Source organism: Novosphingobium profundi, assembly GCF_020524485.1.
Lineage (GTDB): Bacteria > Pseudomonadota > Alphaproteobacteria > Sphingomonadales > Sphingomonadaceae > Novosphingobium > Novosphingobium profundi_A.
Map to the genome: position 1 here is coordinate 604,379 of NZ_JAIVLF010000001.1, position 15,105 is coordinate 619,483.

The following is a 15,105-nucleotide window of genomic DNA, read 5'->3' on the forward strand; positions in this document are numbered from 1 at the left end:
CCCGAGGGCGATGGCCCTCGGAATCACTTCTTTCGTCTCCAGTTCCTTCCATCACCCGGCCCAAAAGCGGAAAACCCCGCCCGGCGCGTGCCGGACGGGGTTTTCGAAAGGCCGGTGAGGGCCTCGGCTTGGCGCCGGATCAGTCGGCTGCGAGCTTGCGCAGGACGTACTGAAGGATGCCGCCGTTCATGTAGTATTCCAGCTCGTTGGCCGTGTCGATGCGGCACAGAGCGGTGAACGTGAAGGTCGAACCGTCCGCACGGGTCACTTCGACTTCGACGTCCTGGCGCGGCTTGAGGTTGGCAACGCCCTTGATGGTGAAGGCGTCGTCGCCGGTCAGGCCGAGCGTCTCGCGGGTGTCGCCGTCCTTGAACTGGAGCGGGAGCACGCCCATGCCGACCAGGTTCGAGCGGTGGATGCGCTCGAAGCTCTCGACGATGACGGTGCGCACGCCCAGCAGGTTGGTGCCCTTGGCCGCCCAGTCACGCGACGAACCGGTGCCGTATTCCTTGCCGGCCACGACCACGAGCTGCGTGCCGTCGGCCGCGTGCTTCACCGCGGCGTCGTAGACGGCCATGGTTTCGCCCTTGTACGACGAGTAACCGCCTTCGGTGCCCGGGACCATCTCGTTGCGGATGCGGATGTTGGCGAAGGTGCCGCGCATCATCACTTCGTGGTGGCCACGGCGCGAGCCGTAGGAGTTGAAGTCGGCCTTCGAGACCTGGTGCTCCATGAGCCATTCACCGGCCGGGCTGTCCGCCTTGATCGAACCGGCGGGCGAGATGTGGTCGGTGGTGACCGAGTCGCCCAGGATGAGGAGCGGCTTGGCTTCGATGATGTCCGAAACCGGCGCCGGGGTCATTTCCATGCCCTCGAAGTACGGCGGGTTGGCGACGTAGGTCGAAGCCGGCTTCCATGCGTAGGTTTCCGAACCGGTGACGTTGATCGCCTGCCAGTGCTCGTCGCCCTTGTAGACGTCGGCGTAGCGGGCCTGGAACATCTCGCGATCCACGCACGCGTTCATCGTGGTGGTCACTTCCTCGTTGGTCGGCCAGATGTCCTTGAGGAACACGTCCTGGCCGTCCTTGCCGGTGCCGATCGGGGTGGTGGTGAAGTCTTCCACCACGGTGCCCTTCAGAGCGTAGGCGACAACCAGCGGCGGCGAGGCCAGGAAGTTGGCGCGCACGTCGGGCGAGACGCGGCCTTCAAAGTTGCGGTTACCCGAGATGACCGCCGAGGCGACCAGGTCGTTCTCGTTGATCGCCTTCGACAGCGGCTCGGCGAGCGGGCCCGAGTTGCCGATGCAGGTGGTGCAGCCGTAGCCGACAAGGTTGAAGCCGACGTTGTCGAGGTGCGACTGGAGGCCAGCCTTCTCGAGGTAGTCGGTGACGACCTGCGAGCCGGGAGCCAGCGAGGTCTTGACCCAGGGCTTGGGCTTCAGGCCCAGCTCGTCGGCCTTCTTGGCAACGAGGCCGGCGGCGACCAGAACCGAGGGGTTCGAGGTGTTGGTGCACGAGGTGATCGCGGCGATCATGACGTCGCCGTCGGTCAGCTTGTAGTCCGCGCCATCGACGTCGACCGACTTGCGGTCACGCTTGTAGAGCTCGGCCATGTCCTTGTTGAAGACATCGTCGACTTCGGTGAGGACGACCTTGTCCTGCGGGCGCTTGGGACCGGCGAGCGAGGGCACGACGGTCGAGAGGTCGAGTTCGAGGCTCGAGGAGAAGACCGGCTCGGGGTTCGAGGGATCCATCCAGAAGCCCTGCTCCTTGGCGTAGGCTTCGACCAGTTCGATCTGGCCTTCTTCGCGGCCGGTGAGACGCAGGTATTCCAGGGTCTTCTCGTCGATGCCGAAGAAGCCGCAGGTCGCGCCGTATTCCGGGGCCATGTTGGCCAGCGTCGCACGGTCGGCGAGGCTGAGCGTGGCAAGGCCTTCGCCGTAGTATTCGACGAACTTGCCGACCACGCCGTGCTTGCGCAGCATGTTGGTGCAGGTCAGCACGAGGTCGGTCGCGGTCACGCCTTCCATCAGTTCACCCGTGAACTTGAAGCCGACGACTTCGGGGATGAGCATCGAGACGGGCTGGCCGAGCATGGCTGCTTCGGCTTCGATGCCGCCCACGCCCCAGCCAAGGACGCCCAGGCCATTGACCATGGTGGTGTGGCTGTCGGTGCCGACGCAGGTGTCGGGGTAGGCGACGATTTCGCCGTTCTGGTCATTCTCGGTCCACACGCTCTGCGCGATGTTCTCGAGGTTGACCTGGTGGCAGATGCCGGTGCCCGGGGGGACGGCGTAGAAGTTGTCGAGCGACTTGGACCCCCACTTGAGGAAGTCGTAGCGCTCCATGTTGCGCTGGTACTCGATCTCCATGTTCTGTTCGAACGCCTTGGGCGTGCCGAACTCGTCGACCATGACCGAGTGGTCGATCACGAGGTTGACGGGAACCTGGGGGTTGATCTTGCTGGTGTCGCCACCGAGCGCGGCAATACCATCACGCATCGCGGCAAGGTCGACGACGCAGGGAACGCCGGTGAAGTCCTGAAGAAGGACGCGGGCCGGACGGTACTGGATTTCCGAGCCGGTGACCGGGTTCTTCTGCCAGTCGGCCACGGCCTGGACGTCGTCGGTCGAGACCGTGAAGCCGCCGTCCTCGAAGCGCAGCATGTTCTCGAGCAGCACCTTCATCGAGAAGGGCAGGCGCGATACGTCGCCGATCTTTTCGGCGGCTTTCTTGAAGGAGTAGTAGGCGACGGTCTTGCCGCCGGCGGTCATGGTGCTCCGGGTACCGAGCGTATCCTGTCCGACCTGGGTCATGTGGGCGTTGTTCCCTTCCTGTGATGTCTGACGCTTGGGTTCACGCCCTTGAACGCATGGTCCTCGGGCGTGTTGCAACGCGACAGACGGGTTCGTCGGCTCGCCGATGCGCGCTGAAAGGCGCAAGGTCAAGAGGCAGGGCCTCCTGCATAGGTCTAGGGGGTGGGTTGTGAAACTTTGTTTCTCGTACCGACCCAGCACCCGACGAGGATCAGAAACGTTCCGGCAATAGTCGCAAGCGCCACGTTTTCGCCGAAGAACAGCCAGCCCAGCAAGGCGGCCCAGGCAAAGCCGGTGTACTCGACCGGCACCAGCACTTGCGTTTCGGCGCGCGCGTAGCCCCAAGAAAGCAACAGGTGCGCGAGCGTGGCGAGCAGGGCGCCTGCCGCGATCAGGCCCCAGACGGGCCCTGTGGGCAGGAGGAAGAGCCAGGGGGCGGGCAAGGCCACGAGGAGCGTCGAGAACAGGTTCTGGAACAGCGTGATCTCGCCGGGGCCTGCCAGGAGGGCCTGCTTGCGCTGCAGCACGAGGTTGAAGGCATAGAACAGGGCCGAGCACAGGACGGCCGCGATCCCCTTCAGCGTCTCGGGAGAGGTGTCGAGCGCGCCCAATCGCCCGCCGCCGATGACGATCACGCCTGCAATGCCGAGCAAGGAGGCGAGGATCGCCTGGGGGCGGATGACTTCTCCCAGCAGCAGGGCCGCCAGAAACAGCGCGATGATCGGCGAGATGAACGAGATTGCGATCGCCTCGGCCATGGGAATGCGGACGAGTCCATAGAAGAAGAGCGCAGCCATGCAGGTCGTCACCCCGGCGCGAAAGGCGTGGAGCTGCAGGCGCCCGCGCGTTGGGCGGCGCGAGGTGGCGGCGCTCTCGGGACTAGGGCTGCGCAGGGTCGCCAGCCAAACCGGCAGGGCGAAGAGCGTGCCCAGCGCGTTGCGCAGGAGCAGCGCGGTGTAGACGCCCAGCGCGATCGAGGCCCCTTTCATGGCCGCATCCATCGCGCTGAAGGTCCCGATACCCGCGACCACGGCAAGGACGGGTAGCGTTGTCTGCAGGGCAGATGGTGGGGTGACGGAGGTTCGGGCAGGCTGCGTCATGGTCCGCGTGCTGTGGGTTAAGCGCCGGTTATTCGCAAGCAATTCATCGTAGCGACAGGCGCGATGCGGAACGGACGTGCTATACTGGCGTTCACATCGCCGGATCGGTGGCCGTGATGCGCACGGTCGCTATGCGGCCTACACGTATTATTCGGGCGGATTTCGAAGCAAAATGAGCAGCATCCAGCGCAAGGCCTGTGGCCTTCTTTCGAGTCTTTCGGCGCTCTCCCTCCTGGCCCAACCGGTGCTGGCGCAGAGTCGCGACGAGAGCGGCCCCGAAGACATCCTGCCCCGTCCGCATTCGTCCGCCGCGCAAGCCTCGCCCCTGCCGACAACTGCGCCGACATCAACGCCGAACCCCGCGCCCACGCGTGCGCCGCAGAAGGCTCCCGCGCCGACGACCGCGACCGTGGTGCGCGAGGGGGCGCCCATGCGCACCACGTCCGAGCCGGTGGTGCAGGAACTCTTCCTCTCCGCGCCCGTGCTGCCCTGGAATATCTCGGACGCGCAGGACCTTCTCGCCACGATCCGCGGGATCGGGAGCGAGGGTCTGTTTCCCGCCGACTATCAGCCCGACGCGCTCGATGCCGCGATCGCCGCAGGCGAGGGCGATGCGCTCGACGAACTGGCGAGCAAGCTCCTGGGCTGGCTGGTCGAGGACCTGCGCGACGGGCGCACGCCCATGCCTGCGCGCGTGCAGTGGTTTGCCGTGGATCCCGACCGCGACGAGATGCCCACCGGCAAGGTGATGGCCCAGACGCTGGCCGCGCACGATATTCCCGGCCTCGTCGCCGCGCTGGCGCCGACGGTGCCGGACTACGCCGCGCTCAAGGAGGAACTGGCCGCAACGCCTGAGGCGCAGACGGACCGCCGCCTCCTCATCATGGCCAACATGGACCGCTGGCGCTGGCTCAAGCGCGATCTGGGCGAAGTCTATCTCCTGACCAACGTGCCCGAGTTCCAGCTGCGCCTGACGGTCAAGAACAAGATCATCCGCACCTACAAGACAGTCGTCGGCAAGCCGGGACGCACCGCGACGCCGCAGCTGGCCGAGACGGTCTCGGCGGTGGTGTTCAACCCGACCTGGACGGTGCCGCAATCGATCGTGAAGGGTGAGGGTCTGGGGCAGAAGGTGCTCAACAACCCGACCTGGGCGCGCAATGCGGGCTACAAGGCCACCAAGGACGCCAATGGCAACGTCTGGGTCGTCCAGCAGCCGGGCCCGAACAACTCGCTGGGCATGATGAAGATCGACATGCCCAACGAGCACGCGATCTACCTGCATGACACGCCCTCCAAGCAGTACTTCAACCACAAGGTGCGCGCCTACAGCCATGGCTGCATCCGCACCGAACGCGCGGTCGAACTGGGCATGACGATGGCGATCCTGGGTGCTGGCATGTCGGGCAGCGAGGCCGCCGACATCTCGCGTTCGGGCAAATACACCAAGGTCGAGATGACCCGCACCTTCCCGGTCTACCTCACCTACTTCACCATCGCGCGCGACATCGAGGGCAACCTCGAAACCTTCGACGACATCTACGAGCGCGACACGCCGGTGCTCGAAAGCTTCCAGCAGCCCCGCCAGCTCAAGACCTCCCAGCGCAAGAGCGAAGAGGAAGTCATCAAGCTGGATAACCCGCTGTAAGTGAGAAGGATCTGATTCAAGGGGCCATTGCCCCTTGGACCACCAAACGGTCTATCTCACGTTCCTCGGCCAGGTTGGCGTGCGCAAGGTGAGGTCGACCATTCGGGGAGCCCGAGGGCGATGGGCCTCGGTATCTCTGTTCTGTTTCAGAACTGCTGGAGGACGTGGAGGAATTCCTCGCCGTAGGCGTCGAGCTTGCGGCTGCCCACACCCGTGATCGAGCCCAGTTCGGAGAGGCTGGAGGGGCGCATCGAGGCCATTTCGCGCAAGGTGGCGTCGTGGAAGATGACGTAGGGCGGCACGCCCTGGTCCTTGGCGAGGTCGCGGCGCAGTTCGCGAAGAGCATCGAACAGCGGATCGCCGACCGGGTTGGGCGTCTGGTCTGCCGCGCGGCCCCGGCGGCCGCGTTCCTTCTTGGGCGGGCGCACGATCATCACGGCCGCCTCGTTCTTGAGGATCTCGCGCGCATCGCCGCCCAGTGCCAGCCCGCCGTGCTCGGTGGGGACGAGGCTGCCGCGGGCCTGGAGCGCGCGGGCGAGGGCCTTGAGGATCGGCTTTTCCTCCTCGCGCAGGATGCCGAAGACCGAAAGCTGGTCGTGCCCGCGCTGGAGCACACGGTCGTCGGTAACGCCTGTCAGGACCTTTTCGAGGTGTCCTAGGCCATAGGTCTGGCCGGTGCGGTAGACTGCCGATAGCAGCTTCTGGGCGAGCGTCGTCGCATCGATCACGTCGACGGGTTCAAGGCAGGTGTCGCAGTTGCCGCACTTGGCGGGCGGGTCCTCACCGAAGTGGCGCAGGAGGACAGCACGGCGGCAGTCGGCGGTCTCGATCAGCCCGGCGAGCGATTCGAGGCGCTGGCGTTCGCTCTGCTGACGCGCCTCATCGACTTCGGCGAGGCGCATGCGGGCGCGGGCAAAGTCGTCCGCGCCCCAGAACATGACCGCGACCGAAGGATCGCCGTCGCGCCCGGCGCGGCCGGTTTCCTGGTAGTAGCCTTCGATCGACTTGGGGATCCCGGCGTGGGCGACGAAGCGCACGTCGGGCTTGTCGATGCCCATGCCGAAGGCGACGGTCGCGACCATTACCATGTCCTCGCTCGCGACGAAGGCGGCCTGGTTCTTCTGGCGCACTTCGGAGGGCAATCCGGCGTGGTAGGGCAGGACCGGACGGCCGGTCGACTTGGCGAGCGTCTCGGCAAGCTGCTCCACGCGCGCGCGGGTGGGAGCATAGATGATGCCGGGGCCCGGGTTCTCGTCTATTACACCCTTCAACTGGCGCGCCACGCTGTCGCGCGGGCGGATGGCGTAGCGGATGTTGGGGCGGTCGAACCCGGCGACGATGAGCCCATCCTCGCCGATCCCGAGCTGGGTCAGGATGTCGGCGCGGGTGTGGCGGTCGGCCGTCGCGGTCAGCGCGAGGCGGGGGACCTGCGGGAAGGCGTCGAGAAGCGGCTTGAGCAGGCGGTAGTCGGGCCGGAAATCATGCCCCCATTCCGAGACGCAGTGCGCCTCGTCGATGGCAAAGAGCGAGATGCGGGTGCTGGAGAGCAGATCGCGAAAGGCGCTCTGGCTGGCCCGTTCGGGCGCGATATAGAGAAGGTCGAGCTGGCCGGCGCGAAAGGCGTCGAGCGTCTCGCGCCAGTCGGCATCGACGCTGGTGAGCGTGGCTGCGCGGATGCCGTTGGCGCGCGCCGAGCGCAGCTGGTCGTGCATCAGCGCGATGAGCGGGGAGACGACCACGCAGGTGCCTTCCAGAAGCACGGCGGGAAGCTGGTAGGTAAGGGACTTGCCCGCGCCGGTGGGCATCACGGCCAGCGTGGACTGGCCCTGGAGCACGCGGTCCACCACCTGGTCCTGGACCCCGCGAAAGCCGGAAAAGCCGAAGGTCGCCTGCAGCGCTTCGCGCACGCGCTCGCCAGACGGGGGCGCGGAGGGCGTGTTGTCGACGGGCGGGGCAAGGTCGCCCTGCCAGTCGTCGTCATCGCCGTAGAAGGTCGTCTCGAAGGGCCAGTCGTCGTCGTTCACGGGGGCAGCTTATGGCAGAGCCGGACGCCGCGCGGAACCCGTTGAGGAGGCGCTTTCCTCCGCTTTTCGCCTCCTGAGGCGACTCGCGGGGAGAGGCGGGCTTGCGAAGATGGAACGTGCGTTTGCGACGATTGGCGGGCACTTTTTCGGCTGCGGCGAGTTTATTTCACGACAACTGGTTCATGGAGATCACATCATGTCGTCTTACGTTTACCATTCCAGTCGCCCGCACGAATCGATCCTGCCGCGGGCGCATCGCGACGCGCATCAGCGCTTCCACACCTATGGTCCGATCCAGCCGATGGACGGTGACCGCGGCCTGTTCGGCCGACTGCTCGACCGCCTGTTCTGACCCCACCTTGCCCCTCCCACGCGGACCATGGTGCGTGGGAGCGGGAGATGGTCTGCCGAACGCACGCCATCGTTGAGGGGCTTTTTCCCCTTTCGGTCTCATCCCTTCGGACAAGACCGGTTTCCCGCCCGCAGCTACCCCACGAAGATCGGCGCCCGGGCGTGGTAACTTTCTCTTGCACATGACACGCGGGTAAGCCCGCATGGCCTTTTTCAGCGTTTCTTGGAGCGCTTGCCGGATACTTGGCATCACTCGATCGACGGAGATGCAATCGATTGAATCGAGGTCGCCACAGGAACCACAAGAACACCAAGGGAAGAGGTACAAGTCATGGGAGCGATGCTGCACGATGCGCGTGTGCGTTTCGAGGAATGCCACACGGCCTGGTTGAACGAGTGCGAATTTGCCGAACTGGCGCGCACGCTCAAGGCGCTTGCGCACGAACAGGGCGTCGCGACCGATCCGATCATCAACGAACTCGTCCATTTCGGGGCCGACGCCGCGTTTGCGTTGCTCACGGTTGAATCGCGCCTTGTAAGCGATGCGCAGGCGGCGCAGGTCGCCCAGACTGTCCAGATGAAGCCTGCCGGTCCGCCGCTGGTCCACTGAGTGTGCCGGTGGGGCAGCCGCCGAACACGGCTTTGCCCCGCGTAACGGCACAAGACCACGCCGACAGGTCTTCCCGGCGCCGTCCACCCTGTCCCCTGGGTGTGGACGGCGCCTCTTTTCGTGTCCCGATCAGTCGAGGTTGGGGCGCAGCCAGCGTTCGGCCGTGGCGATGTCGACGCCGCGCCGCGCCGCGTAGTCCTCCAACTGGTCGCGCCCGATGCGCGCGACGCCGAAGTACTGGCTCTCGGGGTGCGCGAAATAGAAGCCCGAGACCGCCGAAGTCGGCAGCATGGCCTGGCTTTCGGTGAGCGTGATCCCGGCGGTGTCCTGCGCGCGCAGGAGATCGAACAGTATCGGCTTCAGCGAATGGTCGGGACAGGCCGGGTAGCCCGGGGCCGGGCGGATGCCGCGGTACTGCTCGCGGATGAGCGCCTCGTTGGTGAGCTGCTCGTCGGGCGAATAGCCCCAGAGCGTGGTGCGCACGTGCTGGTGGAGACGCTCGGCAAAAGCTTCGGCGAAGCGGTCGGCCAGCGCTTTCAGAAGGATATCGGAATAGTCGTCGTGCGCAGCCTTGAAGCGGGCGATGTGTTCGTCGATGCCATGGATGCCCACGGCAAAGCCGCCCAGCCAGTCGCCCGCCGGATCGACGAAGTCGGAGAGGCAGAAGTTGGCGCGGTCGCGCGACTTCTCGACCTGCTGGCGCAGCATGGGAAGCCGCGTGCCGTCGGCAAGGAGGATGTCATCGCCGTCTTGATGGCACTCCCAGAATGAACAGACGCCCCTGGCGGTCAGCCACTTCTCCTCGACGATGGTGTCGAGCATCTTCTGCGCGTCCTCGAAGAGATTGCGTGCGCTTTCGCCCACCACTTCATCGTCAAGGATGGCCGGGTAGGTACCCGCCAGCTCCCAGGCGCGGAAGAAGGGCGTCCAGTCGAAGGTCTCGCGCAGATCTGCAAGGTCCCAGTCCTCGAAAACGTGGAGGCCAGGCTGCATTGGGGCCGGGGCCTTGTCGGCGAAGTCCGGCTTGAAGGCGTTGGCGCGCGCGTCCGCGATAGGCAGAACGTCGCGCTTGCCCTTGCCCGCACGGGCCTCACGCACCTTCTCGTAGTCGATGGCGACGGATTCGATGTAGCCCTCGGCCTGGGTGTCGGAGAGAAGCTGAGAGGCGACGCCGACCGCGCGGCTGGCGTCGAGCACGTGGATGACGGCGCCTGTATAGGCCGGGTCGATGCGCAGCGCGGTGTGGACCTTGGAGGTTGTCGCCCCGCCGATGAGGAGCGGGATCTTCATGTCCGCGCGCTGCATCTCTTCAGCCACCGTCACCATTTCGTCCAATGAAGGGGTGATGAGGCCGGAGAGGCCGATGATGTCGACGTCTTCCTTCTGTGCGGTCTCCAGGATCGTCGACCAGGGCACCATGACGCCAAGGTCAATGACCTCGTAGCCGTTGCACTGGAGGACGACGCCCACGATGTTCTTGCCGATGTCATGGACGTCGCCCTTGACGGTGGCCATGATGATCCGGCCCTTGGCCTTGGAATTGGCGTCCTTTTCCGCTTCGATGAAGGGGATGAGATGGGCCACCGCCTTCTTCATCACGCGCGCCGACTTCACCACCTGAGGCAGGAACATCTTGCCCGAGCCGAACAGGTCGCCCACGACATTCATGCCGTCCATCAGCGGGCCCTCGATCACCTCGATCGGGCGCCCGCCGCGGGCGAAGATCGCCTGGCGCGCTTCTTCGGTATCGTCGACGATGTGCGCGTCGATGCCGCGCACGAGCGCGTGTTCGATGCGCTTGACCGGCTCCCAGGTGCGCCACTCCTGCGTGGCCTTTTCCTGCGCCTTGTCCTTGCCCTTGAAGCTTTCGGCCAGTTCGATCAGGCGCTCGGTCGCGGTCTGATCGCCGCCTGCCTTGGGCGTGCGCATCAGGATCACGTCCTCGCAGGCCTCGCGCAAGGCAGGGTCGATCTGGTCGTAGACGTCAAGCTGGCCTGCGTTCACGATCGACATGTCGAGCCCGGCGGGGATCGCGTAATAGAGGAAGACCGAGTGCATCGCGCGGCGCACCGTCTCGTTGCCCCGGAAGGAGAACGAGAGGTTGGAGAGCCCGCCCGAGAAGTGGACGTGGGGGCAGGCGGCCTTGATCTCGGCGACGGCCTCGATGAAGTCGAGCGCGTAGCGGTCGTGCTCCTCGATGCCGGTGGCCACGGCAAAGACGTTGGGGTCGAAGATGATGTCTTCGGGCGGGAAACCGATGCCGGTCAGCAGCTTGTAGGCGCGCGAGCAGATCTCCACCTTGCGCGCCTTGGTGTCGGCCTGCCCGGTCTCGTCGAAGGCCATGACCACCACGGCCGCGCCGTAGGCCATGCAGGTGCGCGCCTGCTTGAGGAAGAGCTCCTCGCCTTCCTTCATCGAGATCGAGTTCACGATGGGCTTGCCCGAAACGCACTTGAGGCCCGCCTCGATTACGTCCCATTTCGACGAATCGATCATGATCGGCACGCGCGCGATGTCCGGCTCGGCCGCGATCAGGTTGAGGAAGGTGGTCATGGCTTCGAGCGCGTCGAGCAGGCCCTCGTCCATGTTGATGTCGATGACCTGCGCGCCGTTCTCGACCTGCTGGCGGGCGACCTCGACGGCGGTCGCATAGTCGCCGGCCATGATCAGCTTCTTGAACCTGGCAGAGCCGGTGACGTTGGTGCGCTCGCCGATATTGACGAAGCGCGAGCCCGAGGCCGAAGCGGGCGTGGCGGCAGAGGCGGAAGTCTCGGTCATGGTGTCCCCCCGGATCCGGTCAGGTAGTGGCGAGTGCGGCGAGCGGGCGCGCCAGCACGAAGTCGTCGTAGATCACGCCGCCGACATCGAAGCTGCGCGAGCCGATCGTCTCGAAGTTGTTCTTTGCGTAGAAGCTCAAGGCACGCTGGTTGTCGTTCTTGACGCCGAGTAGCAGGCGCTTGTGCCCGTCGGCCTGCGCGGCCTCCAGGACATTGCGCATGAGTGCGCTCGCGATCACGGTGCCCTGAAACTTGGCGAGCACGTAAATGCGCTTGAGTTCCACGTCGCCGTCCTTCGCCTGGTCAAGCTCGGGCGTGCAGGTGAGGGCATAGCCCACGGGGGCATGGCCCGGTTCGACTTCGGCGAGCCAGATCCGCGCGCCGCTTTCCAGATAGCGGCGGTAGGTCTCGGGCGAATGCGAGGTGCGGCAGTGTGCCAGAAGTCCCTGACCGTGGACGACGCCTGCGAAGGCCTCCAGAAAGGTGGCCGAGCCAATGAGCGAGAGAGTTTCGGCATCCTCGGGGGTGGCAACCCGGATGCGCCAGATAGGCATGTTCGTCATGTAAGGTGTCTTTGCGTCAGGCGGCCATGGTGAAGGGTTCGAGCCCGGCGAGGCGGGTCACGGGGGCAAGCTCGGGCACGCGGCGGGGCGGCAGGCCCTCCACCGCTTTGGCGATCTCGACGATGTGCGCCGGTGTCGAACCGCAGCAGCCGCCCAGCACGTTGACCTGGCCCGCATCGGCCCATTCCTTGACGAAGCCCGCCGTGGTTGCGGGCATCTCGTCGTAGGCGCCCAGTTCGTTGGGAAGCCCGGCGTTGGGGTAGATCATGATGAGGCTGTCGGCGATCTCGGAGAGGACCTTGACGTGCGGGCGCAGCTGGGTCGCACCGAATGAGCAGTTGAGCCCGATGGTGAGCGGCCTGGCATGGCGCACCGCATGCCAGAAGGCCTCGACCGTGTGCCCCGAGAGGTTGCGGCCCGACAGGTCGGTCAGCGTCATCGAGAGCATGATCGGAACCTCGCGGCCCAGCTCGGCCTCGAGTTGGCGCACGGCCATGATCCCGGCCTTGGCGTTGAGCGTGTCGAACACGGTCTCGATCAGGATGAAGTCGGCACCGCCCTCGACAAGCGCTGCGGCCTGCTCCTTGTAGACATCGACAAGCGTGTCCCAGTCGATCTCGCGGTAGCCCGGGTCGTTGACGTCGGGGCTGAGCGAGAGGGTCTTGTTGGTGGGGCCGATGGCGCCCGCAACGAAGCGGGGGCGCCCGTCCTTCGCGGTGAATTCGTCGGCGACCTTGCGGGCAAGCTGCGCCGAGGCGACGTTGATCTCGCGCACGAGCCCTTGGGCACCGTAATCGGCCTGGCTGATGCGGTTGGCCGAGAAGGTGTTGGTCTCGGCAATGTCGGCGCCTGCCTCGAAGTAGGCGCGGTGGATCGCCTCGGGCACCTCGGGCTTGGTGAGGGCCAGGATGTCGTTGTTGCCCTTCTGGTCGTGGCCCAGATCCAGATCGCCCGCGTAGTCGGCCTCGGAGAGCTTCCAGTTCTGGATCTCGGTGCCAAAGGCCCCGTCGGTAATGAGGATGCGGCGGCTGGCCTGGTCCTCGAAGGCTTCACGGGGCGTCATCAGACGGTCTCCTTGGGGCGCAGGCCGAGCAGCTGGCAGATCGCGTAGGTCTGGTCGGCCTTGTTGAGCGTGTAGAAATGGAAGTTGCGCACGCCCCCGTCGTAGAGGCGCTTGCACAAGTCGGCCGCGGCGACCGCGGCGACCAGCGCGCGCGGCCCCGGACGCGCGTCGAGATCGGCAAAGAGCGCTTCAAGCGAGGCCGGGATCTCGGTGTTCGCGGACATGCGCCGGATCGCGGCGAAACTGGTGACGGGCATGATGCCGGGCACGATCGGCGCGGTGATGCCCGCTGCCAATGCCTTGTCGAGGAAGCGGAAATAGGCGTCAGCCGAGAAGAAGAACTGCGTGATCGCGCGGGTGGAGCCGGCATCGATCTTGCGCTTGAGGTTGTCGAGATCGCTCTGCGCGCTCGAGGCCTCGGGGTGCATTTCGGGATAGGCGGCGACCGAGATCTCGAACTCGTGGCGCTTCCTCAGTCCTTCCACCAGCGCTGCGGCGCTGGCGTAGCCTTCGGGGTGGGCGCGGAAGACGCCGTTGTCCTGGGGCTGGGGATCGCCGCGCAGGGCGACGATGTGGCGCACGCCTGCCTCCCAGTATTCATCGGCGATCTCATCGATCTCGCCCTTGCTGGCCGCAACGCAAGTAAGGTGCGCGGCGGGCACGAGATCGGTCTCACGCCGGATGCGCGCGACCGTCGCGTGGGTGCGCTCGCGCGTCGAGCCGCCCGCGCCGTAGGTGACCGAGACGAACTTGGGCGCCAGGGGGGCCAATTCGGTGATGGCGTCCCACAGCTGGGCCTCCATCTTCTCGGTCTTGGGCGGGAAGAATTCGTAGGAGACCGCAATGTCTCCGGCCATTTCGCCGAACAGCGGCGTATCGCCGCAGGGGGCGGACGTGGCAGCTTCGGCGGGTCGGGTCGTAACAGTCATCGCTTCGCAGTCTTTCGCTTGGGCCGCTTGGGGCTATGGCGCCTCTTCAAGGGCACAGTCGTGGCAAAGGGCAGGTGAACCGGCGTCTCAGGCAGATGCCGGGGCAGGCGTGGGAGCAGGGCAGGGCAGGCGCTCGGCGGTCCAGATCTTCACCGTCAGGGTATCGCCCGGAAGGGCTATGGGAGGGGCGGGCGCGAAACCGGCGTCGGCCATGAGCGAGGCCATCTGGGCATCGGAAAAACCGAGTCGGGCGTGGGCATGCCGCTCGCGAAGCTCCTCGCGCTCGTGCGCGGCCAGATCGACGATGGCGATGCGACCGCCTGCACGCGTGACGCGCGCGGCTTCATCGAGGACGGGGCCGGGCGAGGGCGCGAAGTGGAGCACCTGGTGGAACAGCACGGTGTCGAAGCTGCCCGAATCGAAAGGCAGCTCGACGAAATCGCCGCGCACCAGATCGACCTTGTCGGCGGGCAGCGCCTGGAGCCGGGCCCGCGCGATCTGCAACATCTCGGGGTTGCGGTCGAGCGCGGTGACGTGGCTCGCGCTGTCGGCCAGAAGTTCGGCCATGCGGCCGGTCCCGGTGCCGATGTCGAGCAGGGCGCCCAGTTTTTCGGTCAGATTTCCCGGTGTGCAGCCGAGTGCGGCGATAAGGGCAGCCTCGACCGGCTCGTCGGCGCCGTGGAGCTGGCGCAGCGTATCCCATTCGGGCGCGTGGCGCGCGAAGTAGGCCTGCGCATTGGCCTCGCGTGCCTCGCGGATGGAGGCGAGCTGGCGGCGGTCATCGCGGCAGCGATGCGCGAATTCAGGGTCGTCGCGCTCGGCAATGGTGAGCAGGCGCGCGGCGGCAGCCCCCATCTCGGGCTCGGAGGTTTCGCTCACGGCCGTGCGCAGGAACACCCAGCTGCCTTCCTTGCGGCGTTCGGACAGTCCTGCATCGCACAGGATTCGCACATGGCGCGAAACGCGCGGCTGGCTCTGGCCCAGCACTTGCGCAAGTTCGCCCACGGAAAGCTCCATGTGCGCCAGCAAACGCATGATGCGCAGGCGCGTCGGCTCCGAAAGGGCCCTCAGAAGTGGGTCGATTTGCATGGGGGTGGATATAAAGATATCTTTATATCCGTGCAACCCCAAGGTTTGAGGCGGCTTCCACCCCCCATACTTCCTATTTGCGTTGCACCATCGTCTCGTTTAAAGAGGCCTCCGCAGGCTTGCCTGCAAGCGTTGG

11 protein-coding genes are annotated in these 15,105 nt (G+C 65.8%); 3 read left to right on the plus strand and 8 right to left on the minus strand.

Annotated features, from left to right (window positions below; all coding sequences use genetic code 11):
• Positions 1-139: 139 nt before the first annotated feature.
• Positions 140-2,815: an aconitate hydratase AcnA gene (acnA, locus tag LC060_RS02635; protein ID WP_226632461.1), complete on the minus strand. Its 2,676-nt coding sequence runs from the start codon at positions 2,813-2,815 to the stop codon at positions 140-142.
• Between the two features lie 155 nt (positions 2,816-2,970).
• Positions 2,971-3,915: a DMT family transporter gene (locus tag LC060_RS02640; protein WP_226632462.1), complete on the minus strand. Its 945-nt coding sequence runs from the start codon at positions 3,913-3,915 to the stop codon at positions 2,971-2,973.
• Between the two features lie 172 nt (positions 3,916-4,087).
• Here LC060_RS02640 and LC060_RS02645 point away from each other — a divergent pair, with 172 nt between their 5' ends.
• Entirely contained in the window at positions 4,088-5,563 is a 1,476-nt protein-coding gene (locus tag LC060_RS02645) for a L,D-transpeptidase family protein (RefSeq protein ID WP_226632463.1), read from the plus strand.
• A gap of 146 nt (positions 5,564-5,709) precedes the next feature.
• Here LC060_RS02645 and recQ read toward each other — a convergent pair whose 3' ends face one another.
• On the minus strand, positions 5,710-7,587 hold the full coding sequence (gene recQ / locus LC060_RS02650; RefSeq protein ID WP_226632464.1) for a DNA helicase RecQ: 1,878 nt from the start codon (positions 7,585-7,587) through the stop codon (positions 5,710-5,712).
• Positions 7,588-7,783: 196 nt separating this feature from the next.
• Here recQ and LC060_RS02655 point away from each other — a divergent pair, with 196 nt between their 5' ends.
• On the plus strand, positions 7,784-7,939 hold the full coding sequence (locus LC060_RS02655; protein WP_226632466.1) for a hypothetical protein: 156 nt from the start codon (positions 7,784-7,786) through the stop codon (positions 7,937-7,939).
• A 330-nt stretch (positions 7,940-8,269) separates the two neighbouring features.
• Positions 8,270-8,548 carry a hypothetical protein gene (locus tag LC060_RS02660; RefSeq protein ID WP_226632468.1) on the plus strand — a complete coding sequence of 93 codons (279 nt, stop codon included), beginning with the start codon at positions 8,270-8,272 and terminating at the stop codon, positions 8,546-8,548.
• 129 nt (positions 8,549-8,677) lie between these two features.
• Here the strand turns inward: LC060_RS02660 and metH are convergent, their stop codons facing one another.
• The 5 genes from metH to LC060_RS02685 form a co-directional block, all read right to left on the minus strand.
• Positions 8,678-11,326 (minus strand): methionine synthase, encoded by a 2,649-nt coding sequence (gene metH, locus LC060_RS02665; protein WP_226632470.1) that lies wholly within the window; start codon positions 11,324-11,326, stop codon positions 8,678-8,680.
• A 19-nt stretch (positions 11,327-11,345) separates the two neighbouring features.
• Positions 11,346-11,888 carry a GNAT family N-acetyltransferase gene (locus tag LC060_RS02670; protein WP_226632472.1) on the minus strand — a complete coding sequence of 181 codons (543 nt, stop codon included), beginning with the start codon at positions 11,886-11,888 and terminating at the stop codon, positions 11,346-11,348.
• A gap of 16 nt (positions 11,889-11,904) precedes the next feature.
• The gene (locus LC060_RS02675) at positions 11,905-12,951 is read right to left on the minus strand and encodes a homocysteine S-methyltransferase family protein (RefSeq protein WP_226632474.1); all 1,047 of its coding nucleotides are present in this window, start codon (positions 12,949-12,951) and stop codon (positions 11,905-11,907) included.
• The gene (gene metF, locus LC060_RS02680; protein WP_226632476.1) at positions 12,951-13,880 is read right to left on the minus strand and encodes a methylenetetrahydrofolate reductase [NAD(P)H]; all 930 of its coding nucleotides are present in this window, start codon (positions 13,878-13,880) and stop codon (positions 12,951-12,953) included. The genes LC060_RS02675 and metF overlap by 1 nt, the downstream gene beginning before the upstream one ends.
• A gap of 87 nt (positions 13,881-13,967) precedes the next feature.
• Positions 13,968-14,969 (minus strand): ArsR/SmtB family transcription factor, encoded by a 1,002-nt coding sequence (locus tag LC060_RS02685; RefSeq protein ID WP_226632478.1) that lies wholly within the window; start codon positions 14,967-14,969, stop codon positions 13,968-13,970.
• Positions 14,970-15,105: the final 136 nt, after the last annotated feature.

Excerpts from the sequence above, each read along its gene's own strand:
- LC060_RS02660 (WP_226632468.1), top strand. The coding sequence starts at position 8,270 with ATGGGAGCGATGCTGCACGATGCGCGTGTGCGTTTCGAGGAATGCCAC.
- acnA (WP_226632461.1), bottom strand. The coding sequence starts at position 2,815 with ATGACCCAGGTCGGACAGGATACGCTCGGTACCCGGAGCACCATGACC.
- LC060_RS02685 (WP_226632478.1), bottom strand. The coding sequence starts at position 14,969 with ATGCAAATCGACCCACTTCTGAGGGCCCTTTCGGAGCCGACGCGCCTG.
- metF (WP_226632476.1), bottom strand. The coding sequence starts at position 13,880 with ATGACTGTTACGACCCGACCCGCCGAAGCTGCCACGTCCGCCCCCTGC.
- metH (WP_226632470.1), bottom strand. The coding sequence starts at position 11,326 with ATGACCGAGACTTCCGCCTCTGCCGCCACGCCCGCTTCGGCCTCGGGC.
- LC060_RS02640 (WP_226632462.1), bottom strand. The coding sequence starts at position 3,915 with ATGACGCAGCCTGCCCGAACCTCCGTCACCCCACCATCTGCCCTGCAG.
- LC060_RS02670 (WP_226632472.1), bottom strand. The coding sequence starts at position 11,888 with ATGACGAACATGCCTATCTGGCGCATCCGGGTTGCCACCCCCGAGGAT.
- LC060_RS02645 (WP_226632463.1), top strand. The coding sequence starts at position 4,088 with ATGAGCAGCATCCAGCGCAAGGCCTGTGGCCTTCTTTCGAGTCTTTCG.
- LC060_RS02675 (WP_226632474.1), bottom strand. The coding sequence starts at position 12,951 with ATGACGCCCCGTGAAGCCTTCGAGGACCAGGCCAGCCGCCGCATCCTC.
- LC060_RS02655 (WP_226632466.1), top strand. The coding sequence starts at position 7,784 with ATGTCGTCTTACGTTTACCATTCCAGTCGCCCGCACGAATCGATCCTG.